The following is a 24,985-nucleotide window of genomic DNA, read 5'->3' on the forward strand; positions in this document are numbered from 1 at the left end:
CTCAGGCTCCGTTCCGGTTGCCCAGGACATCGGCGTTCGGAGCCGCCTTGGCCACCAGGTTCGGGACGACGGAGGACAGCTCCTCCGGCGCCCAGCGGGCGTCGGCACTCGCGGTGGGGCCGTTGACCCAGCCCTCCAGGACCGTGATGCGGTTGCCGACGACGCCGAACACCCGGCCGGTGACCTCGCGCGAGGCGGCCGAGCCCAGCCACACCACCAGCGGCGAGATGGCCTCGGGGGTGAGGTCCTGGCTCTCGGCGGCCTGCTTCATCATCTCTATGTCGTCGGTCAGCCGGGTCAGCGCGGTGGGCGCGATGGCGTTCACCGTCACGCCGTAGCGGGCGAGTTCGGCGGCGGCGATGAGGGTGAGGCTGCCGATGCCGGCCTTCGCGGAGCCGTAGTTGGACTGGCCGGGGTTGCCGAAGATGCCGGACGGGGAGGTCGTGTTGATCACCCGGGCGTCGTTGTCCTGACCGGACTTGGCGCGCTCGCGCCAGTACGCGGCCGCGTGGCGCAGGGTGGCGAAGCTGCCCTTGAGGTGGACGGCGATCACGCTGTCCCAGTCCCGCTCGGTCATCGACACGATCATCCGGTCGCGCAGGATGCCGGCGTTGTTGACCAGTACGTCGAGGCCGCCGTAGGTGTCGACGGCCTGCTGGACGAGCCGGCCGGCGCCCTCCCAGGTGGAGATGTCGTCCGTGTTGGCGACCGCCTCGCCGCCTGCCGCGACGATCTCGTCGACCACGCTCTGCGCGGGCCCGGCGGAGGCGCCGGCGCCGTCCCGTCCGCCGCCCAGGTCGTTGACGACGACCTTCGCCCCGTGCGCGGCGAACGCCAGGGCGTGCGCCCGGCCGATCCCGTTGCCGGCACCGGTGACGACCGCGATCCGGCCTGCGACCACTCCTTCAGACATGCTCAATTCCTCCATCGGAAAGGTCAGTTGGCCTCGGCGAGCAGGACGCGCGGGTTGTCGCTGCCGCAGCCGCACCGGCCCACGACGACGCGTCCGGTGATGCCGAGCGGTGTCTCGGGCAGGGACGCGGTGCGCTCGTCCCCCGCGGCCACGGTCAGTTGTCCGTCCCGCTCGCCGAACCGCCATTCGGCGGCGTTGACATGGGCGCCGCTGCGTTCGGGGCACTCCAGTGCGAGAGCCGGCCCCATCGCCGAGATCACGGAGGCGGTCACCCCCACGGCACGCAGGAGGGGTACGGCGGCGGGCCTGGCCAGCACCACGGGCGTGGACCGGAACATCTCGCCGATGTCGGCCGAGCCGGCGAGCCCCTCCAGGGTCTCCGCCGACAGGCCGATCACGGCGTGCGGTGTCAGTTCGCGGTGGAAGACGGCGGTGCGGCGGTGGTCCCAGCCCATCGCCTCGGCGATGCCGTACGGCACCTTCAGCGTGCGCAGGGCGCCGATCACCGCACGGCCCCAGAAGCCCTCGAAGCCGGAGGCGGTCAGCAGGGCCCGCTGCCCGGCCGCGAGACCGTGCTCGCGCAGCCGTGCGGTGACCCACTCGGTGTCGCGGGCGAGTTCCGCCCAGGTCAGCTCCAGGTCCCGCAGGCCGTCGGCGGTGGGGAAGCGCAGGAGGTAGGCGAGTTCGGGGCGGGGAAGCGTCCTGGCACGGGCCAGGGTGTCGGCGCGGGCCATCAGGTCTTCACCACCCGGGGGAACTTGGCGACGCTGGTCATGGTCTTCAACAGGTCCTCCTCGGTGCGCATGTCGAGCACCGGCTTGACTCCGGTCCGCTCGCGCACGGCCTCGCTCAGGCGCCCGGCCAGGGCGTCGACGTCGCCGGTGAGATGGGGGTCGTAGCCGACGCGCAGCCGCAGTTCGTCGACCTCGCGCCGGTCCCGGACGATCTGGAAGACCCCCGCGACGGTCTCCGGCTGGTCCTCGACCGCCTGCCACACGTCCCGCAGGACGACGGAGCGTCCCTGGACTACCGTCTCGTCGCCGCGCCGCCCGGCCACCCACATGCGGGCGTGGGTGCGGCCGCAGCCGCAGGTGTCGCGGGAGAGTCGGACAAGGTCTTCGCTGCGGTAACGGATCAGCGGCGCGGCCCGGTTGTCCAGGTCGGTGGCGACCAGTTCGCCGAGGTCGCTCTCGGGGACGTCGTGCCAGCCGTGCTCGTCGACCTCGACGCACTCGGCGAAGACGGTGTCCTCCCACAGGTGGAAGCCGTCGTGCTCGCGGCACTCCCAGGCGGTGCCGGTGTCGGCGGCGCTGGTGTACTCGTAGACGTCGATACCCCAGTCGTCGCGGATCCGCTCGCGCATCTTCCGGCTGAGGGGCTGGCCGGCGCAGGAGGCGCCCTTGAGGGAGGAGAAGGCCTCCCTCAGGTCGGTCTTCTCGGCCAGGTGCTCCAGCTCCACCATCTGCGGATACATCATCTGCAGGTAGGCGGGTCGGTAGGTGCGCAGGGCCTCGACGACCTCGGGCATGTTGCCCATCCAGGTGTCGACCTCGATGACCACCGCGCCCAGCGCCTGGAAGCCGGCGTCCATGAAGTTGCGGAAGGTGCCGGGCGGGCTCAGGACTCGGTCGCCGGGCCTCAGGCCCAGCTCCCACAGGTCCCGTACCTGTGCGGTCACCAGGGGCGGGGCGTCCTGCCAGATCTCGGCGAAGAACTCCGGGTCGCCGGTGGTTCCGGAACTGGAGGAGACCGAGGTCAGCTCCTCGACCGGGACGCAGAGCAGGCCGGCGAAGGCGTCCCCGGTGCGGCTCCGGTAGGCGCGGATCATGTCCTTGGTGATGAACGGGATGCGTGCCCGGAAGTCCTCCAGGGACCGGATGTCGCGCGGGTGGACCCCGTGCTCGTCCCACAGCTCGCGGTAGAAGGCCGAGTTGGCGTAGGCGTACTCGACGAGCTCCAGGAGCTGTTTCTCCTGCCGCGCGCGCAGTTCCTGGCGCGGCATGGTCTCCACGTGGGGCTCGAAGTACCTGTCAGCGGTGTCCCTGTCACCGACCATGGCGCCTCCTTGCGGCTCAGTGCCCAGATCTTCCAGCTATCAGCGCAATCAGTCAACCAATTCGACGGATTAGACGAGGGGCTCGCACTCTGTCGATCTATATAGTTAACTATTAGAACTCATTCAACCACAGGAGGGCTGCCGTGAAGATCGTTGTCTGCGTGAAGCACGTGCCCGACGCCACGGCGGACCGCACCTTCACCGAGGACGGCACCACCGACCGGGCGTCGGTGGACTCACTGCTGTCCGAACTCGACGAGTACGCCGTCGAACAGGCCCTGCGCCTGGCCGAGTCGGACGCGGACGCCGAGATCAGCTATCTCACCGTCGGACCCGACGACGCACGTGATGCCCTGCGCAAGGCCCTGGCCATGGGCGGCGACGCGTCGATCCATGTCAGCGACGAGGACATCGAGGGCAGCGACGCGTTCGGTACGTCACTCGTACTGGCCAAGGCCATCGAGCGGCACGGCTTCGATCTCGTGCTGTGCGGAATGGCCTCGACGGACGGCACCATGGGGGTGCTGCCCGCGCTGCTGGCCGAGCGGCTCGGCGTCCCGGCCGTCACCCACCTCGAAGACCTGGCGATCGAGGACGGAAGCGTCACCGGGCGCCGCGAGGGCGACGGCGCCACCGTACGGATCCAGGGCGCGCTGCCCGCAGTCGTCTCGGTGACCGACCGCTCCGGGGACGCCCGTTACCCCTCCTTCAAGGGGATCATGGCCGCCAAGAAGAAGCCCGTCGAGACCCTCGGCCTCGCCGACCTCGGCATCGCGGCCGCACAGGTCGGCCCGGCGGGGGCGCGGTCGGCCGTGGACACCGCGACCCGGCGCCCGCCGCGCACCAAGGGCGAGATCGTCGCCGACGAGGGGACGGGCGGCATCGGACTGGCCGCGTTCCTCACCACCAAGAAGTTCATCTGACCGCGCCCCGCCCTGACCTGCCTGCCTGCCTGCTGAAGGAGTTGCATCACCGTGGCCGAGATCCTCGTCCTCGTCGACCACGTCGACGGTGCCGTACGCAAGCCGACCCTCGAACTGCTCACCCTGGCACGCCGCCTGGGTGAACCCTCGGCCGTCTTCCTGGGGCCGGGCGCGGACCGCGCGACCGAGGTCCTCGGCCGGTACGGCGCCCAGAAGATCCATGTCGTGGACGCCCCCGAGGTCGACGAGTACCTCGTCACCCCGGCCGTGGACGCCCTCACGCAGATCGCCGAGCGCACCAGACCGGCCGCGATCCTGCTGCCGTCCGGGCCGGACGGCAAGGAGATCGCCGCGAGGGTCGCGCTGCGGCTCGGCTCCGGACTCATCACCGACGCCGTCGATGTCACCGCAGGGCCCGACGGGCCGGTCACCGAGCAGTCGGCGTTCGCCGCGACATACCAGGTCACCGCGCACGTCACCCAGGGCGTGCCGGTGATCACGGTCAAGCCGAACGCCGCCGCCCCCGAGGCCGCCCCCGCCGAACCCGTCATCGAGAAGCAGGACATCGCCTTCGGCCCGACCGAGCACGCCGTCCGGGTCCTGTCCCGCACACCGCGGGAGCGCGGCGACCGGCCCGAACTGACGGAGGCCGACATCGTCGTCTCCGGTGGTCGCGGGGTGAACGGCGCCGAGAACTTCGCCCTCATCGAACGGGTCGCCGACGCGCTCGGTGCGGCCGTCGGGGCGTCCCGCGCGGCCGTGGACGCGGGCTGGTACCCGCACAGGCACCAGGTCGGCCAGACAGGCACCCAGGTCTCCCCGCAGCTCTACCTCGCCGCCGGCATCTCCGGCGCGATCTAGCACCGGGCGGGCATGCAGACGTCCAAGACCATCGTCGCCGTCAACAAGGACGCCGACGCACCGATCTTCGAGCTCGCCGACCACGGCGTGGTCGGGGACCTGTTCGCGGTGCTGCCGCAGCTGGTGGACGAGATCGAGCGGCGCCGGAGCTGATCTTTCACGGCCCGGCCTTCCCTTCAACGACCCATACATCTAAAATCGCTAACTGATTGCATCCATTGATGCGTGCAGCCCTGACCCGAAGGAGTGTCATGACGAAGATCTGGGTCAACTCCGGGGACTCCCATGTGATGGAGCCCGCCGACGTGTGGACCACGCGGTTGTCCGCGCGGCTGGGCGCGCGGGCGCCACGCAGTGAGCGCGGAGAGAAGTACGAGATGCTCTACATCGACGGCGAGCGCATCGACCGCCAGCTCGGCGACTTCATGGACGCGATGCGCCCGCCGGGCGCCTGGGACCTGAAGGTCCGGCTCAAGGACCTCGACCAGGAGGGCGTGTGGTCCCAACTGGCCTTCCCCTCCATGGGGTTCTGGCTGGTGTCGATCACCGACCGGGAGCTCGCCCGGGAGACCGTCCGGGCCTGGAACGACTGGGCCCACGAGGAGATCCTCAGCAAGAACAAGCGGGTCATCACCACCGCCTGTGTCTCGACGGCCGACATCGACGACGCGGTAGCCGAGGTGGAGCGGGTGGCGGAGCTGGGCTTCAAGGCGATCTTCCTGCCGTGTTCGACACGACCCGGCGAGGAATACGCCCTGGACCGTTGGGAGCCGTTGTGGACCGCGGTCGAGCGGGCGGGGCTGGTGCTCGGCTTCCACATCGGCACCGGAGCGCAGAACGTCGTCTTCCGCGGACCCGGCGGCGCGGTCGTCAACTACATGGAGACGACCTACCCGGGCATGCGGGTCGTGTCCCACATGGTCGCGGGCGGCGCGCTGGATCGTCACCCCGACCTGAGGATCCTCATCGCGGAGGGCGGGGCGGGCTGGGTGCCGGCCATCGGCGACCGGATGGACGAGGCCTACCGCCAGCACGGCATGTTCGTCCGGCCCAAGCTGAGCCGACTGCCCAGCGAGATCATCAGGCAGCAGGTGTACGCCTCCTTCCAGCACGACAAGAGCTCGGTGGAGATCGTCGAGTCGACCGGCTACCGCAACGTGATGTGGGGCGACGACTACCCCCACCTGGAAGGCACCTACGGCCACACCCAGTCCACGCTGCACGACCTGTTCGAGGGCGTGTCCGACGACATCCGCGACCGCGTCACGCGCGGCACCTTCAACGAGCTTTTCGGTCTGCCGGAGCGGACTCCCCAGGAGGCGGCCGTCTGAGCGGCGCCGACGGAACCACTGAGGTGACCACTCCCCCGTACCCCTCGCACCCCTCGCACTCCGCGGACCCTTCGTACCCCGCGGACCCTTCGTACCCCGAAGACCTGGAACGGCCCGGACTCGTCAGGACCGGGCGGTCGACCTTCGTGCGGCCCATCCGGCCGGAGGACGCCGACCGCCTGGTCGCCTTCGTCGGCACCCTGTCCCGCGCCACCCTGGCCTATCGCTCCCTCGGTCCGGTGGTCCGCGCCCGCGACGACGTCATCCGGCGCGGCGCCCACGTGGACTACCTCAACGAACTGGCGCTCGTCGCCCTCGCCGGTGACGAGATCGCCGGCCTGGTGCGCTACGTCCGCGACCCGGAGGAACCGGAACACGCCGAGGTCACGTTCACCATCCGGGACGACCACCAGAGCGAGGGGTTCGGCAGGCTGCTCCTGGAACACATCGCCGCCGCCGCGCGGGCACGGGGCATCCGGGTGCTGGAGGCCGACGTCCTCGCCGACAACGCCAGGATGATCAACGTCTTCCTCGGCTCCGGCTACCGGACCCAGGCCGGTCCGCCGGGCCAGATCATCCACTTCGAGATCGCCGTCGATCCGCAGGCCCAGGCCGTGGCGCGGGCCGAGCGCCGCGAGCAGACGGCTGTACGGCGCTCGCTCAAGCCCCTGCTCGAACCGCGCTCGGTCGCCGTGATCGGCGCCAACCGCGACCCGCTGACGATCGGCCACGAGATCGTCGCCAATCTCCAGCGGGGCGGCTTCGCCGGCAGCGTGTTCCCCGTCAACCCGCGGGCCGGGCAGATCGCCGGGGCGCGGGCGTACGCAAGCGTCCGGGACCTGCCCGAGCCGCCGGACCTGGCGCTGGTGGCCGTACGCGCCGAGGCCGTGCCCGGTGTCGTACGGGAGTGCGCGGAGGTCGGGGTGAAGGCGGTGGTCGTCGTCTCGACGGGCTTCGGGGAGACACGAACCGAAGGACGAGCCGGCGAAATGGAACTGGCGCGGTTCGCCCGCGCCTCCGGAATGCGACTCGTGGGCCCGAACTGCATGGGCGTGGTCAACACGACCCCCGCGGCGCGACTGGCCGCGACCTTCTCCCCCGCCCTGCCGACGCCCGGCCGGGTGGCGATGTCCAGCCAGTCCGGGCCGCTCGGGCTCGCGGTGCTCGACTACGCCCGGCGGCTGCGGCTCGGCTTCTCCGGCTTCGTGTCGGTGGGCCACGCCGTCGACGTCTCCACCGACGAACTGCTCCAGTGGTGGGAGGAGGACCCGGGGACCTCGGTGATCCTGCTGCACGTCGAGACCTTCGGCGATCCACGCCGGTTCGCCCGCGTCGCCCGCCGGGTCGCGCCGCGCAAACCCATCGTCGCCGTCCATCCCGGCCACGCGGACTCGGCGGTGAGCTCGCTGTTCGCCCAGTCCGGTGTGATCCGCACCCGGAGCCTCCAAGAGCTTTTCGACGTCGCCCTGTTGCTCGCCCACCAGCCTCCCCCGCCCGGCAACCGGGTCGCCGTGATCACCAACGCGGGCGGCCCGGCGGCCCTGACGGTCGGCGCGTGCGCGGCGAGCGGTCTGTGCGTGCCCGCGCTGGGTGAGCGCACCCGGCAGACGCTCCGTCCGGCCCTCGCGCCCCACGCCGACGTCTCCAACCCGGTCGACCTGACGCCCACCGCCACCGCCGCCCACTACCGGCAGGCGCTGGACGCCGCCCTGGCTGACGACGGGATCGACGCGGCCGTCGTCCTGTTCATGCCGCCGCTGGCGGACAAGCCGGACGAGGTGGCGTCGGCGATCCTCGACGCGGCCGCGGCCCGGCCCGACAAACCCGTGCTGGCCAGCTTCCTGGGCGGTGCGGGCGTCGCCGACCTTCTGCACCGAGGCGACCTGGTGGTACCGACGTACACCTTCCCGGAGGCCGCGGCCACCTCGCTCGGACACGCGGCGGCCTACCAGACCTGGCGCAGCACCCCGGCGGGCGTCGTGCCCGACCTCGCCGGAATCGACGCCGAGCGGGCCCGATCGCTGATCACCTCCTGTGCCCCTGGGCCGGTCCCCGCGGCGGTCGCCGCCGAGCTGCTCGCCTCGTACGGGATCGCCGTACGCGGGGGTGAACCGGGCCCCGGACCGGATGCCGGACCGCACGCTGGACCGGACGCGTTCCTCACCGTCCGCGCCGACCCGGTCTTCGGCCCGGTGGTCGCCTTCGGCCTCACCGGGGACTACGCCGACCTCATGGCGGACGTCGCCCACCGCGTCACCCCCCTCAGCGACCGCGACGCCCGCGAGATGGTCCGCTCGCTGCGGGCCGCCCCGCTGCTGGACGGCCGGGCCGGGGGCCCGGGCGTCGACCTCGCGGCCCTGGAGGAGACCGTCCTGCGCATCTCGGCGATGGTCGAGGAGCACCCCGAGATCGAGTCGCTGCAACTCCGTCCGGTACGGCTCCTGCCATCCGGGAACGGCGTGGCCGTCGCGCACGCGACGATCCGGCTGGCCGACGACACAGCAGCAGGAGGTTCCTCGTGAAGGTGGGCATCTACTTCGACCTGCGCAACCCGCCGCCGTGGCGGCAGAGTTGGTCGCGGGTGTACGGGTTCGCCCTGGAGATGTGCGAGGAGGCGGACCGGCTCGGCCTCGACTCGGTCTGGTTCTCCGAACACCACGGCTTCGAGGACGGCTACCTCCCCCAGCCGCTCACCATGGCAGCCGCGGCGGCCGCCCGCACCGGCCGGGTCCGTCTGGGCACCGCGGTCATCCCCGCACCGCTGCACGCGGCCCCCGAGATCGCCGAACAGGCCGCGCTCGTGGACATCATCAGCGACGGCCGCCTGGACCTCGGGCTCGGCACCGGCTACCGGGTGCCCGAGTACCGGCTGTACGGCGCCGATCTCGCCAAGCGCTACACCACGACCGATCAGCGGGTACGGGAGATCCGCGGCCTGTGGGCCGAATCCCTGGTCACCCCGGGCCCGGTCCAGGATCCGCTGCCGATCTGGCTCGGCTACCAGGGCCCGCAGGGCGCCCGCCGGGCCGGCCGGCTCGGCACAGGGCTGCTGTCGCTCAACCCGGCGCTGCTGACGCCGTACCGGGAAGGGCTCGCCGAGAGCGGGTACGACGTGGCGGCGGGCCGTATGCAGGGCTCGTTCACCACGTTCGTCACCGAGGATCCCGACGGTGACTGGCCGGTGGTGCGCCGGCACCTGGCGTACCAGTGGGACAGCTACCGCCGGTACATGGTGGAGGGCACCGACCAGCCGCTGCCCCGCCCCATCGACCCCGAGAAGTGGCGGCAGACGGGGCTGAGCGCGACCGGCGTCGGTCAGTTCCTGTACGGCACTCCGCAGGACGTCGCCGATGCCATCAGGGCGTACGTGGCAGGGTTGCCGGTGGAGGGCGTGTTCCTGTGGGCCTCGCTGGCCGGGATGCCCGAGGAGATGGTGGCCCGGCAGGTTCAGCTCATCGCGGGGAAACTGCGCCCGCTGCTTGCGGACGTCTGACACCCAGTCGCCTGACATTCCGACGCCCGACAAGAGGAGTCACACCATGTCCACGACGCCACCGACCGGGCCCTGGGCGGGGGCCGACTTCCAGGAGCCGCCCCGGACTCCCGGCGGGGTGGCCCTGTGCGGGGCGTGCCGCGTCGCCGGTTCCTGCCGGCTGGGAGTGGAGCACGAGCGGCTCGACGAGGACGGGTCGGCGCGGTTCGAGCTGTCCTGCCCGCGGGACCAGGAGGGCGGCCCCGATGTGGCGCACGGTGGCTGGACCGCGGCCGTGCTGGACGACTGCCTCGGCCATCTGCCGCTGCTGCACCGGGTGTTGAGCGTGACGGCGGAACTGACCGTGAGCTTCGTGAAGCCGGTGCCGGTGGAACGGCCGCTGGAGGTCCGGGCCTGGGTGGAGAAGCGGGAGGGCAGGCGCTGGTACATCGCCGGCGAGATGGTGCTGCTGCCGACGCGAGCCGTGCTGGCCCGGGTCTCCGGGATCTGGGTGACCCGGGACAGGGGCCACTTCACACGGCACCAGGAGTGGCTGGCGGATCAGGACGGCGAGGCTCAGTAGGAACAGCCGGCAGGCCGGGGTGGCGGGGCGCGGGAGGAACAGCCGGCAGGCCGGGGCGCAGGAGGAACAGCTGACGGCCCAGGGTGGTGGCGGGGCGCATGAAGACAGCTGGCAGCCCGGGGTGCCGAGGCTCAGAAGGAACAGCCCACAGCCCAGGACGACGAGGCCCTGAGCCAGGTCGGGGCGGCGGGGCTCAGTAGGATCTGAGCCCCATGCTGCGGGCTATGCCGTTGCGCTGGATCTGACTCGTGCCCCCGGAGATCGTGGCCACGATCGACTCCCGGTACCGGAAGCTCATCACACTCTCGGTCGAGAAGCCGTGCCCCGCGCAGACCTGCATCCCGAGCCGGGCGGCCGCCACGTACGTCTCCGAGCCCTTGAGTTTCGCCATCGACCCTTCCCGTGTGCAGGGCTTGCCCTGGGCGAGCAGCCAGGCCGCCCGATAGGCGAGCAGCCGGGCGGAGTCGATCTCGGTCTGCAGGTCGGCCATGGCGTGCGCGAGGGCCTGGAAGTTGCCGATCGGCCGGCCGAAGGCGTGCCGGTTGCGGGCGTAGTCGAGCATCTCGTCGAGCGTGGCCTGGGCGGCGCCCAGATATCCCCCGCTGATGATCACCTTCTCCAGCTCGATGTTGGAGAGCATCACCTTCCAGCCCTCGTCCCGCGGGCCGACGAGGTTCTCCTTCGGCACCAGGGCGTCGTTGAAGAAGACCTCGTTAGTGCCCAGGATGTGCCGGGCCAGTGTCGGCGTCCGGCGCACCTCGACGCCCTCGGTCGCGGGATCGACGAGCAGCAGACTGATGCCGCCGTGCTTGGGCTCGCGGGGCCCGGTCCGCACATACGTGGCGATGGTCGTGTCCGGCAGGCCGCCACCCGTGCACCAGGCCTTCTGGCCGTGGACGAGGAAGTCGTCCCCGTGGTCCTCGGCGGTGGTCCGCAGCGCCGCGGCGTCGGACCCGCTGTCGGGCTCGCTGAGGCCGACGGCGAGCCGGTGGCGGCCCGTCATCACCTGCTCGCGGATGAAGTCGCGCTGCACCTCGCTGCCCCACCGGAACACCGTGATGCCGGGGATGAGCACGCCGATGTAGCACATGGCCACGTCGAAGCTGGCCCGCCCGAGCTCCTCCGCGATGAGGATGAGCTCCAGCGGTCCGCCACCGTCACCGCCCTCGTCCTCGGCGAACGGGAGCGAGAACCACCCCAGCTCGGCCATCCCGCGAAACAGCTCTGGCGGTACGACGCCCTCCTCGTCCCACCGCTTGGCCTTCTCGGCCGGGCACACGTCGGCGACGAACTGCCGAGCCGTCGCACGCAACAGGTCCTGCTCATCGGTCAGCCCGAAGTCCACGGCCACTCCTCGCCAGCACTAGCCTATTCATCTATCTAATTGTTCTATGTTAGCGGATAGGGGGCAGCGGCAGTACTGCCTCTTCGGCAACGGCAGCGGCGGGGCACTCGTCCAACTGCTCATGTGCGGCGGGCCGCACGCGTGGGACGCGGCGTGCTCGTTTCATGCGACGCGTTCGGCACTTCCCGCCGGGCCTGACAGGCAAGACGCTCGCGTTCACCGGCGGCCGCTCCGGCACCTGCCGTTCGCGTTCGGGTGGCTGACCCTGCGCGGAGATACCGCCACCGCCCGGTGGACGAAGCCGGTGATGAAGCAGCACGAGATTCGCTACGGCGCCGCACGAACGCCTCGAGCGGCGGCGGCAGGCGCGCAACTCCTGCTCGCCGCAGCCGAACACCTGCCGGCCTTCGGGCATCCCGCCCTGATGGTCTGGGCAAGCGGAGACCGCGTGATGCGACCCGGGCACGGCCGATGCCTCGCCGAACCCCTCCCTCACACCCGGCTGGTCGACGTCGCGCACTGCAAGGCCATGAGGCCTGTATCCGCATCGCCCGGGCGGCCTGGGGGGCGGCCGACCACCGACCCGCCGCAGCAGGCGCGGCAGCCGTGGCGGCCGACCGCCGCCTTCGAGCCGATCGACTGCCACGGCCGACACGCCGTGCGAAAACGGCCTACTGGTCTCGCTTGGGCCAGGTGAGGCCCTGATCGGTCCAGATGACACCCTTGTTGCGGCAGAGGCAGAAGGGGTGGCCGACGGGGTCGGTGTAGACGCGGAAACCGTACCCGTCGGGACCGACGCAGTCCCGCTGCAAGGTCGCGCCGAGGGCCAGGACGCGGCGCTGTTCGGCCTCTATGTCGTCGACTTCGAAGTCTAGGTGGAACTGTTTGGGGTGCTCGCTGTCGGGCCACTGCGGGGCGCGGTAGTCCTCCACCTGGATGAAGGCCAGTTCGATATCGCCGAACTGGATGCCGGCCCAGTTCTCGTCACTGCCCTCCTTGACCGGGCGCCCAATCACCTCAGAGTAGAAAGCCGCCAGCCTCATCGTGTCCGGGCAATCGATGATGAAGTCGGTTAGTCGTAGCATCCCGCGATCTTGCCACAAGGCTCTCTGCCAACGGTGTCGGCCACGGCCGCCGCTTCACCGATACGCGGACCCGCGGACACCCGGGCACGCACCCTCGCAACCGAAACCGGCTCGGCCCGGACGAAACGTCCGGGCCGAGCCGCGTTCACCGCGAGCGACGCGGTGGAGGCCGCGCCGCACCGAAACAGGCGTCGGTTACGGGAACTGCGTGACTTTGGAGGGGACCGTGTCGGTGCCGGACGTAGGCGCACCCGTGTCGTTGACGACGTGGGCGTACTGTCCCTTGCCGCCCAGCGAGATCACCAACAGATCATGCATCCTGATACCCGATCTGACGGGCACCTGGAAGCCGTGGTGCTGCACGATGGAGGGATCCGAGGTGTAGTTGCAGTAGCTGCCCAGCCCCCACGCCTCATGCTGCGTCACGGTGTCGGCGACCTTGTAGGCCGCGTAGCCGACGATGCCGTCATGGGTGATGGCGGCCGCGTTCGGGGCGTCGTAGGCCTTCTCGTTCTGGAAGAAGATCGTGCGGCCCCGTTCGCCGCTCCACAGCACGTCGTACTTGTTGAAGTGCTCCACGAACAGCCCGGTGGCCAGGACGTCGTCGCCGTTGACCTTCAGCCCGTAGTCGGCGCGGTTGGTGTCCCAGCCGACACCGTCGCCGTGGTCGGCGCGCCACAGCCAGGTGTGGTCGATGACCACGTCGTCGCTGTTGACGACGACCGAGTTGGTCGCGAGCCCCGGGCCAGCCCCGCCGATCCGGACGAAGACGTCCTGCATGGTGGTGGGGTCGGCCGAGTGGTCGGCGGAGGCGCCGGGCTCGCCGATCCGCAGCAGCGTGTCGGAGTTGGCGCGACCGGCGTCGATGAGGAAACCGGCGAGCCGTACGCCGTCGACGTCGGCCACGTGCATGGCGTCGACGCCGTTGTCCGGCACGAGCGTGGCCAGGCCCAGTCCGAGCACCACCGTGTCGGGCCGCCGCACGTCGATGGTCTGGTCGAGGTGGTAGACCCCGGGGGTGAACAGCAGGTTCAGCCCCTGGGCCAGCGCCTGGTTGATGGTGGCGGCGGTGGCGCCCGGCTTGACGACATAGAACCGGTCCAGCGGGAGCGAGGTGCCCGCGTTCGCCGGCCAGGACACTCCGCGCGCATTGGTGCGCTTGGCGGGCACGAACACCTTGTAGGTGCTGCCGTCGAGGTAGAGGAAGGGTTTCTCGCGGGAGACGGGCGTCGTGTCGAGGGTGGTGTACGGGCCCGAGTCGAAGTTGGTCGCCGGCGCGCCCTGCACCCCGGTGAACGTCATGTTCCACACGCCGTTGGTCCAGCCGCCGACGGAGCTGTCGCGGGTGTACCACTGCTGCTGGGAGTACGGGCCGACGGTGCCGTCGATCCTGGAGTCGGCGATGTAGCCGCCGGAGGCCCAACCGTAGCCGTTGGGAGCCAGGTTGAGGCCGCCCTGGATGTGCATGCGACGGAAGGGCGCGGCCTGTGCCACGGCCCAGCGGTCGGTGCCGTTGGACGGTCTGATGGCGAGGTTCTCCGCCGAACGCCAGAAGTTCTGGGTGGCGTTGCCGTTGAACCAGCCCGCGTCGACGGTGACGTCACCGTTGATCTGGGTGTCGTCGGGGTTCAGTCCGAGGCCTGAGATCGAGGTGTAGAAGCCGAGTTGGGCGTTGATGCCGTTGTAGGTGCCGGGCTTGAGAAGGAACTGGTAGCGCCCCGAGCCGAACTGCGCCGATTCCTGCTGGGCGAAGACCTGGTCGAACTTCTGCTGAAGGTTCGGGGTGGAGGGGTCCACGACGATCACGTTCGGGCCGAGGTCACCGCCGCCCTGGATCGGGCCGCTGCCGCCGCCCGTGGTGCCGAAGACCTGGAACTCCCACGCGGAGTAGCCCCATTGGGTGGCGCGGTGGATGCCCAGGAGGCGTACGTACCGGCCTTGACCTGAGACGTCGAGGGTGTCGGTTCCGCCGTCTCCGCCGGTGACCGAGCGCAGGTCGGTCCACGTGCTGCCGTCGCTCGAAGACTGGACCTTGTAGTCCTTGCCGTAGGCGGCCTCCCAGTTGATGACGACCTGGCTGATGGAGGCGGTGGCCCCGAGGTCGACCTGCAGCCATTGGTCATCGGTGAATGCCGAGGACCACCGGGTGGCGGTGTCGCCGTCCACGGCCGCGCTCGCGGGAGTGCCGGCGTTCTCGGTGCTGGAGGACGTCGCCGCCCTGCCCTGGGACAGGTTGGTGTCGGCGCTAGCGGCCGCGGCCGCCGGGAGTTGGATGGTGGGCAGGGTGATCAGTGCTGCCGTTGCGGCAAGCGCGACACCCAGGGATCTGAGTCTCATGAAGATTCCTGCGGGTGCGTCGGGGAAGAGTGGGGAGCGCCTACGGCAGGGAGCTTGGGGACATGGTGAGTTCGCCGCGACAGCGCTTAGTTCACGTCTTGATTTAACTAATGAGTTACAAGTTTCGGCAAGCCTTCGGAAGTTGAAATCTTTCCGGGCCTACTCCCGCCGGATCCCTTGACATCTTGATGTCATGCCCTCAACACTCCTCCGCGAGAGAGCGCTCTCACATCTGCTGTTGCTGCCGTTGCTCCATCCCCCCGCACGCCGCACCGGCTTGAGGAGACTCCCATGCAGAGGATCGTCAGCGCCCCCACCGGCAGTCCCCCGGCCGCCGCCGCACGCTCCCGCGCGGCGCTCGGCCTCGTCGTCGTCCTGATAGCCGCCTTCTTCACCGTCCTGGCACCTACGCCCGCGCGCGCCGCTGACCAGCTGCTGTCCCAGGGCAGACCGGCCACCGCCTCGTCGACCGAGAACGCGGGCACCCCCGCGAGCGCGGCCGTGGACGGCAACACCGGAACCCGCTGGTCCTCCGCCTTCTCCGACCCGCAATGGATAAGGGTCGACCTCGGATCCGTCCAACAGCTCAGCCGCGTCAGCCTCAACTGGGAGGCCGCCTACGCGACCGCCTTCCAGATCCAGACCTCCACCGACGCCACGAACTGGACCACCGTCCACTCGACCACCACCGCGACCGGCGGCACCCAGAACATCACCGTCTCCGGCAGCGGCCGCTACGTCCGCCTCTACGGCACCGCGCGCGGCACCCCGTACGGCTACTCCCTGTGGGAGTTCCAGGTCTACGGCCCCGGCGGCACTACTCCCCCGGACGACTTCTGGGGCAGCACCACCGACATACCTCCGGCGAGCAACGCCGTCGAGGTGAAGATCCTCAACCGCACCAACGGCAAGTACCCCGACAGCCAGGTGTTCTGGAGCTTCAACGGTCAAACGCACTCCATCGCCGAGCAGCCCTACCTCGACATGCCCGCCAACTCAGCCGGCCGCATGTACTTCTACCTCGGCTCACCCAACAGCCCCTACTACGACTTCATCGAGTTCACCGTCGGCAACAACGTCTTCAACGGCAACACCACCCGGGTCGACGCCTTCGGCCTGAAACTGGCCATGCGCCTGCACACCAAGGACGGCTACGACGCCGAGGTCGGCGAGAACCGGCAGACCTTCGCCGAGGACCGCGCCACCACCTTCCAGCGCTTCACCGACGCCGTACCGGACCAGTTCAAGGTGCTGGCCCGGACCCAGGCCCCGTACCGGATCATCGCGCCCGGCAGCGACCCGAGCTTCCGCGCGGGCGGCGCCAACGCCACCTACTTCACCGCCTACGCCCAGTCCGTGGGCGTGAACGCGGCCACCTCCGACATCTTCGGCTGCGCCGCCTCCCTCGCGGGCAACCCCGACATGTGCGCCGCCCTCAACCGCCACGTCGCCACGCTGCCGGCCTCCCAGCAGTCCGATCCGGCGCAGTTCTACAAGGCGGCACCGGCGAACTACTACGCCAAGTTCTGGCACGACAACGCCATCAACCGCCTCGCCTACGGCTTCCCCTACGACGACGTGGCGGGCCAGTCCTCCTTCATCTCCCACGCCAACCCGCAGTGGCTCCTGGTCGCGGTCGGCTGGTAGACCGGAGGTCCGGACAGCGCTGAACACAACTGGTCGCCGAGCAGCGGCCATACGGCTGGGGCAGTTGGGCAGCTCAGGTGTTGCTGCCGGTTGCATCCGTGGCTACTTCTGCTCGGCGGCCGCCGCGAGCACCGCCCGGCAAGCTCGATGACTGGGCATTCGTCTTCGGCGAACCAGCCAGGTCGGAAGGCTGGAGCCGGACGATGCCGAGCCGTGGCCATTGCCCGGCGGGCCCGGCGGTGGAGACGGACGGCTCGTCATTGGCTCTCCTCACGCCATTCCCAGCCACCGCCAACCGGGCCCGGTTCTCCGGGGTGTTGGTCGCGGAGGCGAGATGCGGAGTGGCGGCCGCTCGCGCCTCGGGTTCAGGGGCTCGAGTTCAGGGTTCTGAGGGTCGACCGTGCGGCGGGTTCTCGCACCAGGGACGATCCCCGTACGCCTGGGTGATGGCAGCCGCCAGCCACTCTCGCTGACCGGCATCGAGCGCTGGGAGCAGAACCTGGAAGTCCTCCTCGTCCTTCGGCCGGGGCTGGGAGGCCTTGCAGAAGCGCTGCCCCTCTGGCGCCAGACAGGGCACGCCTTCTGGCGAGTTCCTGCCCAAGAGGTCGACGGGGCGTCGGGGCTGGGCACAGCGCCTGGAGATCCAGTCCGGGCCCTCCGCCTCATCGAGGATGATCTGGATCCGCCAGGGGTCCTCAGTGCCGGTCTGCGGATACGACAGCCTCGATCAGGCCGGGGAACCGACGGTCCAAGTCCTTCTTGCGCAGGCGCATGTAGAGCCTGTTCCCGGCGTCGCGCTGACGGACCAGGCCGGCCTCACGAAGCACCCGCCAGTGATGGGTGCGGCTCGACTTGCTGACGGGCAGGTCGAAGGAAGCACAGAGCCGCTCCTCATCCGGCCGCGCGGCGAGTTCGGCGATGACCCGACGACGGTTCTCGTCAGCGAGCGCCAGAAGAATCGGCCCGACTTCCAGATCGTCCACACCGGGGTGCGGCAACTCGCTCGGAGCCATCACTCCACCTCTCGACAAGGTACGACTACTGACGTACCTTCCATGAAGGTACGCCGCTAGACGTACCTTACCGCTGGAGGGGGTCATGTCCACACCTGTGTCATCCAGGCGCCGAAGCCTGTCACGTATCCGCTCGTTGCTCCGAAGGCTCCTGCTTGCCGAACACTCGCCTTTCATCACCCTCTGACCGGCCGACGAGCCTCGTCAGGGAGCGGATCGCCGAGGTCGTCGGCCCGGGGGTGGGCGAGGTCCGACAGGCTGAGCCACCGATGGCTCGACGACCGGTACCTTCGGGTCCCTTCTCGCGCGCTGCGGGCTTGGGCTGCGGCGCGTATCAAACGCCCTTCAGAACACGATCAAGTGCTGCCCGACCCACAGGTCCCCAGTGCGGCTTCCCGCCGGGGAGCCCCCGATCGCCGTTCTGCCCCATCAGCATCAGGAAGAGGCTCTTCATGGCGGCCAGCCCGCGGGCGCGCCGAACAGCCGCCTCGTCTGCATGCCCGTACATGTCGAAGAACCGTGAAGCCGTGCCCGCGGGGAGCAGCACCCATGCTGCGGCGAGGTCCCACGCCGGATCGCCGGCGAACATGTCGCCGAAGTCGACGATGCCCGAAAGGGTTCCGTCCGAGACGACGACGTTCGCGGGGTGAAGGTCGCCGTGCACCCACACCCGCGGACCTTCCCATGCCTGGGCCGCAACGGCGTCGTCCCAGACGGCCCGGACGTCGGCAGCGATGCCGTCAAGGGCCACGGCCTGGAGGAAGTTCTCGAAGCCGTCGGTACAGTTCCTGGGATGGGCACCGCGGTCCGCAGCGATCGGCGCCTCGGCGGGCGCCTCCACGTGGAGCGCTCGGAGGAAGCCTGCCAGCGTGTCGGCCGCGTGGTCGCCGTGGATGATCGAGCCGTGGTCCAGCGGCTCACCGGGGACCCAGGTCATCACGGTCCAGTGCTTGGGGAAGCGCTCGGTGGGTTCGCCGAACCGCACCGGGACCGGCACCGGGAGCGGCAGGCGCGGGGCCAGCAGGGGGAGCCACCGCCGCTCCTTGAGCTGGAGTTCCGGGGTGGGGTCCATGCGTTGCATGCGCACGGCCAACTCGTCCCCGAGGCGCCACATTTGGTTGCCCCAGCCGCCGACCACCTCACGGATGGCAAGCCCCGCAAGGTCTGGATGTTGCCCCTGCAGCAAATCGCGGACCAAGTCTGCGGTGATCTCGGTGTCGCTCATGTGACGTCACAGTACTGAGGAGGGGGGCGGACGGATTCCCGCTCTTCGGAACAGCCGGGCGTGATTCCTCCGACATCGTCAATCGGGTTTCAGAGGCCTGCCCTGCCCACCTGGCCTTCCGGGCCCAGGGTGAGCGCGATACGTACGTCGGGGAGGTGGGCAGCGAGTGGCCGCGCGCCCCGTCCGAGTTGATGGCAACCGATGGTGATGCCGCTGGTGGGTGTGGAGCCACCTCGTCGCGGGGTCGACGGTCAGCACGAGGTTGCCGCAGCAGGCTCAGTGTCGGGGCGGAAGGGAGCCGTCATGCCTGTTGACCCGGGGGCCGGGTACACGGTGCGTGCACACGACGTTTGGTTGGCCAAGGAGAGGAAGTCGGACAGTGGCGGTGAAGGCGATGGGGTGGGCGCACTCGTTCCCCATGTCCGAAGGAGTGCGCGTCGGCCGGGAGTGGACACGCAGGCGTCTTGAGTCCCTGCCTTGGACCGCTGCCGAGCCGGACACGGTTGACGCCGTCGTGCTGGCGGTGTCCGAGCTGATCACCAACGCGCACATCCACGCGCACAGCGACGCACACCTGGTCCTCACCTGGGACGGTGACTGTCTGCAGGTGAGCGTCCACGACGAGGACCCGTCGCTGCCGCGGCAGCGCGAACCGGAGCCAGGCGCGGTCTCCGGCCGCGGGGTGGCCATCGTGAGCAAACTCGCCGATGAGTGGGGGATGAGGTGCCAACGGCACGGCAAGACGGTGACGGCATGCTTCCGCCCGGCCGACCCCGCTGCCGCCACCGACCCTGCGGACAGCCCCAGTTGAGTTCTGCTCACCGGTGAAGCCCACTGTGGAGGACAGGCGTCATGCATCTGGCACGAGGATCGAGTGACGACCCGTACGCCTGGTTCTGGACCCTTGGGGCTCTCGCACTGTACGCACTGATCAGCTATGGGCTGACGTACCGGGCCCGTGTCCGGCGTGGATCCGTACATCCAGCTCGTGACGCCGTGCACGATCTCAAGGACCGAGAGGAACCACAGTCGCCCAAGCAGCGCTTCATCAGCCGCGTGCTCATGCTGTGCGGCGCGGGACTCACCGTTCTGGCCTCCGCCCTGACCAGCGGCCCGGTACGGATCGTGGCGGTCGGGTTCACGGCCGGCGTGGCGGTGGCCGCGTGGGCGTACTACGACTACCGCACGGAGAGGCGCGCTCCGCGCAGCGATGAGGCGGCGTCGGGGCACACTCGGACGGGCAAGCCCTGACTCGTGAGGCGTGGGCAGACACCGGGCAGACACCCTGACGGCGGCAGGATCATGTCGACCGCGACGACAGTCCGAATACGGCGTTTCCTCAGACTTCCCGGCCGCGGGCTGCCCCACCGAGTCGGCGCCCCAGCACGGTAGTTGACGCGGCACCGAGGCCGACACCGCCCCGGGCGCGACGCGAGCCGTGGGCCAAGCCTGCACGGCGGCGCGGCGGGGAGAAGGGTTCCCGACGCGGCGATACCGTCATGAGGTGACAGGAAGCAATGCCGACCGGCGGTGGTCCGAGTCCATGCCGGACGCCTATGAGCAGTACCTCGTGCCGGTGATCTTCCGGCCCTTCGCCGAGGATCTGGCCGCCCGGACGGCGGCACTCGCGCCTGCGCACGTCCTCGAACTGGCCGCGGGTACTGGCGTGTTGACGTCGTGTCTGCTCGCAACGGCACCCTCGGTCGAGGTGACGGCCACGGACCTGAACGAGGCCATGGTCACTCTCGGGTCGGCTCGTGCCCCGGGTGCGGTGTGGCGGCAGGCGGACGCCCAGCGGCTACCGTTCCCGGACGGAGGCTTCGACCTGGTGGCCTGCCAGTTCGGTGTGATGTTCTTTCCCGACCGGGTCGAGGCCTTCAGCGAGATCCACCGGGTGCTGGCGCCGGGCGGCCGGTTCCTGTTCAACACCTGGGGCCCGCTCGAAACGCACTCTTTCGAAGTCGCACTGCAGGCCGGACTGGAGCGGGCCTTTCCCGTCGACCCGCCGCGGTTCTTCCCGACGGTTCCGCACGGATATTCCGACCCCGCTGTCGTGGCCGCCGATCTGTCGGCCGCCGGGTTCGCTGTCGAGGACGAGCAGGAGTTGACGCTTCAGGGCCGGGCCGCGTCGACCGCCGGCCTTGCCACCGGGTACCTCACGGGGACACCGGTGCGCACGGCCGTTGAGGAGCGCGGAGACGGACCGGCCGTCCGGGCCACCGTCATCGAGGAGATGACGGCCCGTCTGGGCCCGGGACCGGTCACCGCGCCGATGACGGCGTACGTGTTCCTCGCCGCGGCCTGAAGGCCGACACCTGAAGGCAGACAAACGAGGCGTACGCCTACGCCGTATCCGTAATCCCGTTCAGCCGGCCTGCCGTGCCCGGAAGGCCGACTACGGGGCCCAGCGCCGTCGTACGAGACGATCGGCCCAGGAGGTAGGCAATGTCCCGGGTGGATACCTTGCGTCCGTAGCGCCGCCCGCGCAATTCCGGCACCTTGCCGCCGACCTGGGCGGCGGTGCGCTCGGCCCCCGTGGGTCCCGAATCACGTGACTCCTCCGGGGCGCGATGGCGCGTTCGCACAGGTGAAGCAGGGGCCCAGAATCCGGTCAGCCGGCATGAGCCTGGCTTTGGCGCCTGTCCCTTGGGCCACCAGCCGATCGTGAGGGCGACACGCGCGGAGGACCCGCTCGTGCGGGACCTCCAGTGCCGGTGTCGGCGCGTCGATGATCTCGCTCAGTGGTCGCCGGGGCGCGCCCCGATCAGCTCGGGGTGCGCCTGAGGGGTCCGTCCGCCTCGCATCGGCCGACCTTATTCCAGGTTTATCTTTCCCGTCCGTGCGCATCCGGGTGGGGACGGTATTTCTGAACGAGGAGGAAACGTGGGCATCATCGCCTGGATTCTGATCGGCCTGCTGGCCGGCGCCATCGCCAAGCTTCTGCTGCCCGGCAAGGACCCGGGCGGAATCATCATCACCATGCTGATCGGCATCGTTGGCGGCCTGCTCGGGGGCTGGCTGGGCAAGGTGATCTTCGGTGTCGACTCGATCGACGGTTTCTTCGACCTGTCGACCTGGATAGCCGCCATCGTCGGCTCCCTCATCCTGCTCGTGCTGTACCGGGTGGTCACCGGCAACCGGCGGTCGCACCGCCACGCCTGATGCAACGATCTCGGCCGGCCTGCCATGGAACGGTAGGCCGGCCGAGGCGTGTACCGCCGCCGACAGTACGGCGGCCGGCGGCAGTGGGTCAGCGCGCCGGCGCTGCCGGCGGTCCGCTTACGTGCCAGTCCGGAAGGCCGAGGCGCTCACCGAGCACGGGCATACGACCGTGCTGGCGCACCTCGCCAAGCTGTACTGGACGTGCAGCCCCCGCTTCCGGGCGGTCCCGAGACCGAGAAAGGCCGCCGGCGAGGGGCCGCACCAAGACTCCGCGTGCACCGGCATCGAGACCGCCGGAGGATGAGCCGGGCGAGGGAACAGTGCGGCGGATGGGCTCTTCGCCGACCACGGGACGGCTGCGGACTCAAGCAGACGTATCAGCGCGGCTGCCGGGCAGGAACGCCACGGTGGGCCACTCCGGGAGCGGATGCGGCGGACGTCGGTGCCGGCGCAGACCTCCCGGTACTGGATGGACCGACTGGTGTGCTCGGTCAGCGAGTACCACCCTCCCACGCACACTTCGCAGCCTTGACCCTGACGCTGGGTCAACCCTCCATCCTTCCGGCAGCGTGTCCGCGCAGTCGCGTGGAACAGCTCCGCAAAGGAGGGAGATGATCATGACGGCCCAAACGATCGCCGACCCGGTGATGCGCGTACAGGGTCTGGAGAAGTCGTACGGGAAACTCCGAGTGCTGCTCGGTGTGGACTTCGACGTGGCTCCGGGCAGCATCTTCGCCCTGCTGGGTTCCAACGGCGCGGGCAAGACCACGACCGTGCGGATCCTCTCCACCCTCCTGAAGGCCGACGCGGGAACGGCGAGAGTCAACGGCTTCGACGTCGCCGCGCAACCGGCTCGTGTACGGCAGTCCATCAGTCTCACCGGGCAGTTCGCGGCCGTCGACGAGATCCTCACTGGCCGGGAGAACCTCGCCCTCGTCGCCGGGCTGCGCCACCTCAAGGACCCGGGCGCGACCGCGGATGACCTGCTGAGGCGTTTCTCGCTGAGCGAGGCGGGCTCGCGGCGGGTGTCCACGTATTCGGGTGGCATGCGCCGCCGGCTGGACATCGCGATGAGCCTCATCGGGAATGCGCCCGTGATCTTCCTGGACGAGCCGACGGCCGGACTCGACCCCGAGGCGCGCATCGAGGTGTGGGACGCCGTCAAGAAGCTCGCCCACGACGGAACAACGGTGCTGCTCACCACGCAGTATCTGGACGAGGCCGAGCAGTTGGCAGACCGGATCGCGATCCTCCACCAGGGTCGGATCATCGTGAACGGCAACCTTGCCGAGCTCAAGCAGCTCTTTCCGCCCGCCAAGGTCGAGTACGTCGAGAAGCAGCCGACCCTGGAGGAGATCTTTCTCGCGGTCATCGGCGGCGGCGACAGGAGCAACGCCATTGGCACGACCACGGGGGTTCACGAATGACCGCGTACTTCTTCAGCGACACTGCCGCCCTCACGGGGCGGACCCTGCGCCATGTCACCCGCAGCATGGACACCATCATCACGACCGTCATCACGCCGGTCGCCATGATGCTGATGTTCGTCTACGTCTTCGGTGGCGCCATCGACACCGGGTCCGTTTCGTACGTGAACTACATGCTGCCCGGCATCCTGCTCATGACCATCGCATCGGGCATCTCCTACACCGCGTACCGGCTGTTCACCGATGTGAAGAGCGGGATCTTCGAGCGGTTCCAGTCCATGCCGATCGCGCGGTCGGGTGTGCTGTGGGCCCACGTCGTCACCTCCCTCGTCGCCAACATGATCGCGCTCGTCCTCGTCGTGGGCGTCGCTGTGCTCATGGGCTTCCGCTCAGGGGCAGGAGTGTCGGCATGGCTCGCGGTCGCAGGCATCCTGCTCTTGTTCACCCTGGCACTGACCTGGCTCGCCGTGATCCCCGGGCTTTCGGCGTCGTCGGTCGAGGGAGCGGGCGCGTTCGCCTACCCGCTCATCTTCCTGCCGTTCGTCAGCTCGGCGTTCGTGCCCACCAGGACGATGCCCGGCCCGGTGCGCTGGTTCGCCGAGCATCAGCCGGTGACGTCGATCGTCAACACCATCCGTGCTCTGTTCGCAGAGCAGCCGGTCGGCGACGACAACTGGATCGCGCTCGCGTGGTGTGTGGGCATCCTCCTCGTGGCGTACCTCTTCGCGATGGTCGCCTATCGCCGGAAGATCGCCTGAGGCAGGCTGAGACGCATGCTCACGATCAGCCAGCTGGCGGCGTACGCCGGGGTGACGGTGCGGGCGGTACGCCACTACCACAAGATCGGGCTGCTGCCCGAGCCCGAGCGCAACCGCTCCGGGTACCGCACCTACGACGCCGCCGCGGTCGTGCGACTGATCCGAATCCACACCCTGGCCGACGCCGGCGTGCCGCTGGCCAGGGTGCAGGCACTCCTCGACGCCGGCCCGGTGGAGTTCGCCGACGGCGTCCAGGAGATCGACAAAGAACTGCGCGCCGAGATCCGCCGACTGCAGAACACCCGCGGCCGACTCGCCAGGCTCGCCGCCGGAGAGCACCTCGCGCTCCCGCGGAGCGTCGTGGGCTACCTCGACCGGCTGCGCGGTCTCGGCGTCGGGGAGCGGTACATCGAGATGGAGAGGGACGCCTGGATCATGATCGCCGCCCAAGTGCCCCATCTGATCGACGCCGTGATCATAAAGAAGCACGAGGAACTTGACGACCCGGACATGACGAAGCTCTACGGCCTTCTCAGCGGGGCGCTCGACTGGCCGGCCGACGATCCGCGGATCGTCGAGATCGCCGACCTCCTGGAGCGCCTGATGATTCGCGCCGTGGAGGCCGGCGAGGTGGGCAACGACGGCTTCGACGACCAGTTCGTCGCCCTGATGGACGCCACCGTGGCGCAGTCCACGCCCGGCGCCGCGCGGCTGTTGGCGATCCTGGAGGAGCGGGGCTGGAGGGGCTGGACCCGTATCGAGCGAGTGCCCGCCGACAGACTCAACGCTGAGCTGCCGCCGTCTTGAAGACGGGTCGGCGCGCTGCCGTGACGTCGTTGAGCGGGCT

The 24,985-nt window shown here is 69.7% G+C and carries 22 protein-coding genes and 1 pseudogene; 15 read left to right on the plus strand and 8 right to left on the minus strand.

Going from position 1 to position 24,985, the window contains the following annotated elements:
* Position 1: 1 nt before the first annotated feature.
* From H293_RS0124430 to H293_RS0124440, 3 genes are read right to left on the minus strand one after another with little or no spacing between them, the layout of a single operon-like run.
* Positions 2-913, minus strand: coding sequence for an SDR family oxidoreductase (locus H293_RS0124430; protein WP_028808150.1), 912 nt, complete (start codon positions 911-913; stop codon positions 2-4).
* Between the two features lie 23 nt (positions 914-936).
* The gene (locus H293_RS0124435) at positions 937-1,647 is read right to left on the minus strand and encodes a hypothetical protein (protein WP_020120471.1); all 711 of its coding nucleotides are present in this window, start codon (positions 1,645-1,647) and stop codon (positions 937-939) included.
* The gene (locus H293_RS0124440; RefSeq protein ID WP_020120472.1) at positions 1,647-2,969 is read right to left on the minus strand and encodes a phenylacetate--CoA ligase family protein; all 1,323 of its coding nucleotides are present in this window, start codon (positions 2,967-2,969) and stop codon (positions 1,647-1,649) included. The genes H293_RS0124435 and H293_RS0124440 overlap by 1 nt, the downstream gene beginning before the upstream one ends.
* 161 nt (positions 2,970-3,130) lie before the next feature.
* Here H293_RS0124440 and H293_RS0124445 point away from each other — a divergent pair, with 161 nt between their 5' ends.
* The 6 genes and pseudogenes from H293_RS0124445 to H293_RS0124470 all read left to right on the plus strand — a co-directional run bounded on the left by H293_RS0124445 (position 3,131) and on the right by H293_RS0124470 (position 10,139).
* Entirely contained in the window at positions 3,131-3,892 is a 762-nt protein-coding gene (locus H293_RS0124445) for an electron transfer flavoprotein subunit beta/FixA family protein (RefSeq protein ID WP_028808151.1), read from the plus strand.
* Between the two features lie 51 nt (positions 3,893-3,943).
* Positions 3,944-4,906, plus strand: a pseudogene (locus H293_RS52860) (electron transfer flavoprotein subunit alpha/FixB family protein).
* 98 nt (positions 4,907-5,004) lie between these two features.
* On the plus strand, positions 5,005-6,084 hold the full coding sequence (locus H293_RS0124455; RefSeq protein WP_020120476.1) for an amidohydrolase family protein: 1,080 nt from the start codon (positions 5,005-5,007) through the stop codon (positions 6,082-6,084).
* Positions 6,085-6,107: 23 nt separating this feature from the next.
* Positions 6,108-8,606 carry a bifunctional acetate--CoA ligase family protein/GNAT family N-acetyltransferase gene (locus H293_RS0124460; protein ID WP_020120477.1) on the plus strand — a complete coding sequence of 833 codons (2,499 nt, stop codon included), beginning with the start codon at positions 6,108-6,110 and terminating at the stop codon, positions 8,604-8,606.
* Positions 8,603-9,577: an LLM class flavin-dependent oxidoreductase gene (locus tag H293_RS0124465; RefSeq protein WP_020120478.1), complete on the plus strand. Its 975-nt coding sequence runs from the start codon at positions 8,603-8,605 to the stop codon at positions 9,575-9,577. The genes H293_RS0124460 and H293_RS0124465 overlap by 4 nt, the downstream gene beginning before the upstream one ends.
* Before the next feature lie 46 nt (positions 9,578-9,623).
* Positions 9,624-10,139, plus strand: coding sequence for a PaaI family thioesterase (locus tag H293_RS0124470; RefSeq protein ID WP_020120479.1), 516 nt, complete (start codon positions 9,624-9,626; stop codon positions 10,137-10,139).
* Positions 10,140-10,332: 193 nt separating this feature from the next.
* Here H293_RS0124470 and H293_RS0124475 read toward each other — a convergent pair whose 3' ends face one another.
* The 3 genes from H293_RS0124475 to H293_RS0124485 form a co-directional block, all read right to left on the minus strand.
* Positions 10,333-11,484, minus strand: coding sequence for an acyl-CoA dehydrogenase family protein (locus H293_RS0124475; RefSeq protein WP_020120480.1), 1,152 nt, complete (start codon positions 11,482-11,484; stop codon positions 10,333-10,335).
* 671 nt (positions 11,485-12,155) lie between these two features.
* Entirely contained in the window at positions 12,156-12,569 is a 414-nt protein-coding gene (locus H293_RS0124480; protein WP_020120481.1) for a VOC family protein, read from the minus strand.
* Positions 12,570-12,764: 195 nt separating this feature from the next.
* The gene (locus H293_RS0124485; RefSeq protein ID WP_020120482.1) at positions 12,765-14,906 is read right to left on the minus strand and encodes a discoidin domain-containing protein; all 2,142 of its coding nucleotides are present in this window, start codon (positions 14,904-14,906) and stop codon (positions 12,765-12,767) included.
* 291 nt (positions 14,907-15,197) lie between these two features.
* On the opposite strand from H293_RS0124485, the gene H293_RS0124490 reads away from it, so the two are divergent.
* On the plus strand, positions 15,198-16,553 hold the full coding sequence (locus tag H293_RS0124490; RefSeq protein ID WP_020120483.1) for a beta-1,3-glucanase family protein: 1,356 nt from the start codon (positions 15,198-15,200) through the stop codon (positions 16,551-16,553).
* A 695-nt stretch (positions 16,554-17,248) separates the two neighbouring features.
* Here the strand turns inward: H293_RS0124490 and H293_RS0124495 are convergent.
* On the minus strand, positions 17,249-17,566 hold the full coding sequence (locus H293_RS0124495) for an ArsR/SmtB family transcription factor (protein ID WP_020120484.1): 318 nt from the start codon (positions 17,564-17,566) through the stop codon (positions 17,249-17,251).
* A 334-nt stretch (positions 17,567-17,900) separates the two neighbouring features.
* Positions 17,901-18,791 carry a phosphotransferase gene (locus H293_RS0124500; protein ID WP_020120485.1) on the minus strand — a complete coding sequence of 297 codons (891 nt, stop codon included), beginning with the start codon at positions 18,789-18,791 and terminating at the stop codon, positions 17,901-17,903.
* 379 nt (positions 18,792-19,170) lie between these two features.
* On the opposite strand from H293_RS0124500, the gene H293_RS0124505 reads away from it, so the two are divergent.
* From H293_RS0124505 to H293_RS0124535, 8 genes are all read left to right on the plus strand, one after another.
* Positions 19,171-19,602: an ATP-binding protein gene (locus H293_RS0124505; protein ID WP_020120486.1), complete on the plus strand. Its 432-nt coding sequence runs from the start codon at positions 19,171-19,173 to the stop codon at positions 19,600-19,602.
* Positions 19,603-19,643: 41 nt separating this feature from the next.
* Positions 19,644-20,042: a hypothetical protein gene (locus H293_RS59265; protein WP_020120487.1), complete on the plus strand. Its 399-nt coding sequence runs from the start codon at positions 19,644-19,646 to the stop codon at positions 20,040-20,042.
* A gap of 292 nt (positions 20,043-20,334) precedes the next feature.
* On the plus strand, positions 20,335-21,096 hold the full coding sequence (locus H293_RS0124515; protein WP_020120488.1) for a class I SAM-dependent methyltransferase: 762 nt from the start codon (positions 20,335-20,337) through the stop codon (positions 21,094-21,096).
* A gap of 578 nt (positions 21,097-21,674) precedes the next feature.
* A complete protein-coding gene (locus H293_RS0124520; RefSeq protein ID WP_020120489.1) occupies positions 21,675-21,953 on the plus strand; it encodes a GlsB/YeaQ/YmgE family stress response membrane protein in 279 nt (92 codons plus the stop codon).
* 121 nt (positions 21,954-22,074) lie between these two features.
* Positions 22,075-22,257 carry a hypothetical protein gene (locus tag H293_RS58480; protein ID WP_158694437.1) on the plus strand — a complete coding sequence of 61 codons (183 nt, stop codon included), beginning with the start codon at positions 22,075-22,077 and terminating at the stop codon, positions 22,255-22,257.
* 313 nt (positions 22,258-22,570) lie between these two features.
* A complete protein-coding gene (locus H293_RS0124525; RefSeq protein ID WP_028808155.1) occupies positions 22,571-23,380 on the plus strand; it encodes an ABC transporter ATP-binding protein in 810 nt (269 codons plus the stop codon).
* The gene (locus H293_RS0124530; protein WP_020120491.1) at positions 23,377-24,138 is read left to right on the plus strand and encodes an ABC transporter permease; all 762 of its coding nucleotides are present in this window, start codon (positions 23,377-23,379) and stop codon (positions 24,136-24,138) included. The genes H293_RS0124525 and H293_RS0124530 overlap by 4 nt, the downstream gene beginning before the upstream one ends.
* A 15-nt stretch (positions 24,139-24,153) precedes the next feature.
* Positions 24,154-24,945 (plus strand): MerR family transcriptional regulator, encoded by a 792-nt coding sequence (locus H293_RS0124535; protein WP_020120492.1) that lies wholly within the window; start codon positions 24,154-24,156, stop codon positions 24,943-24,945.
* Positions 24,946-24,985: the final 40 nt, after the last annotated feature.

Source organism: Streptomyces canus 299MFChir4.1, from assembly GCF_000383615.1.
In the GTDB taxonomy this organism is placed as follows: Bacteria; Actinomycetota; Actinomycetes; order Streptomycetales; family Streptomycetaceae; genus Streptomyces; species Streptomyces canus_C.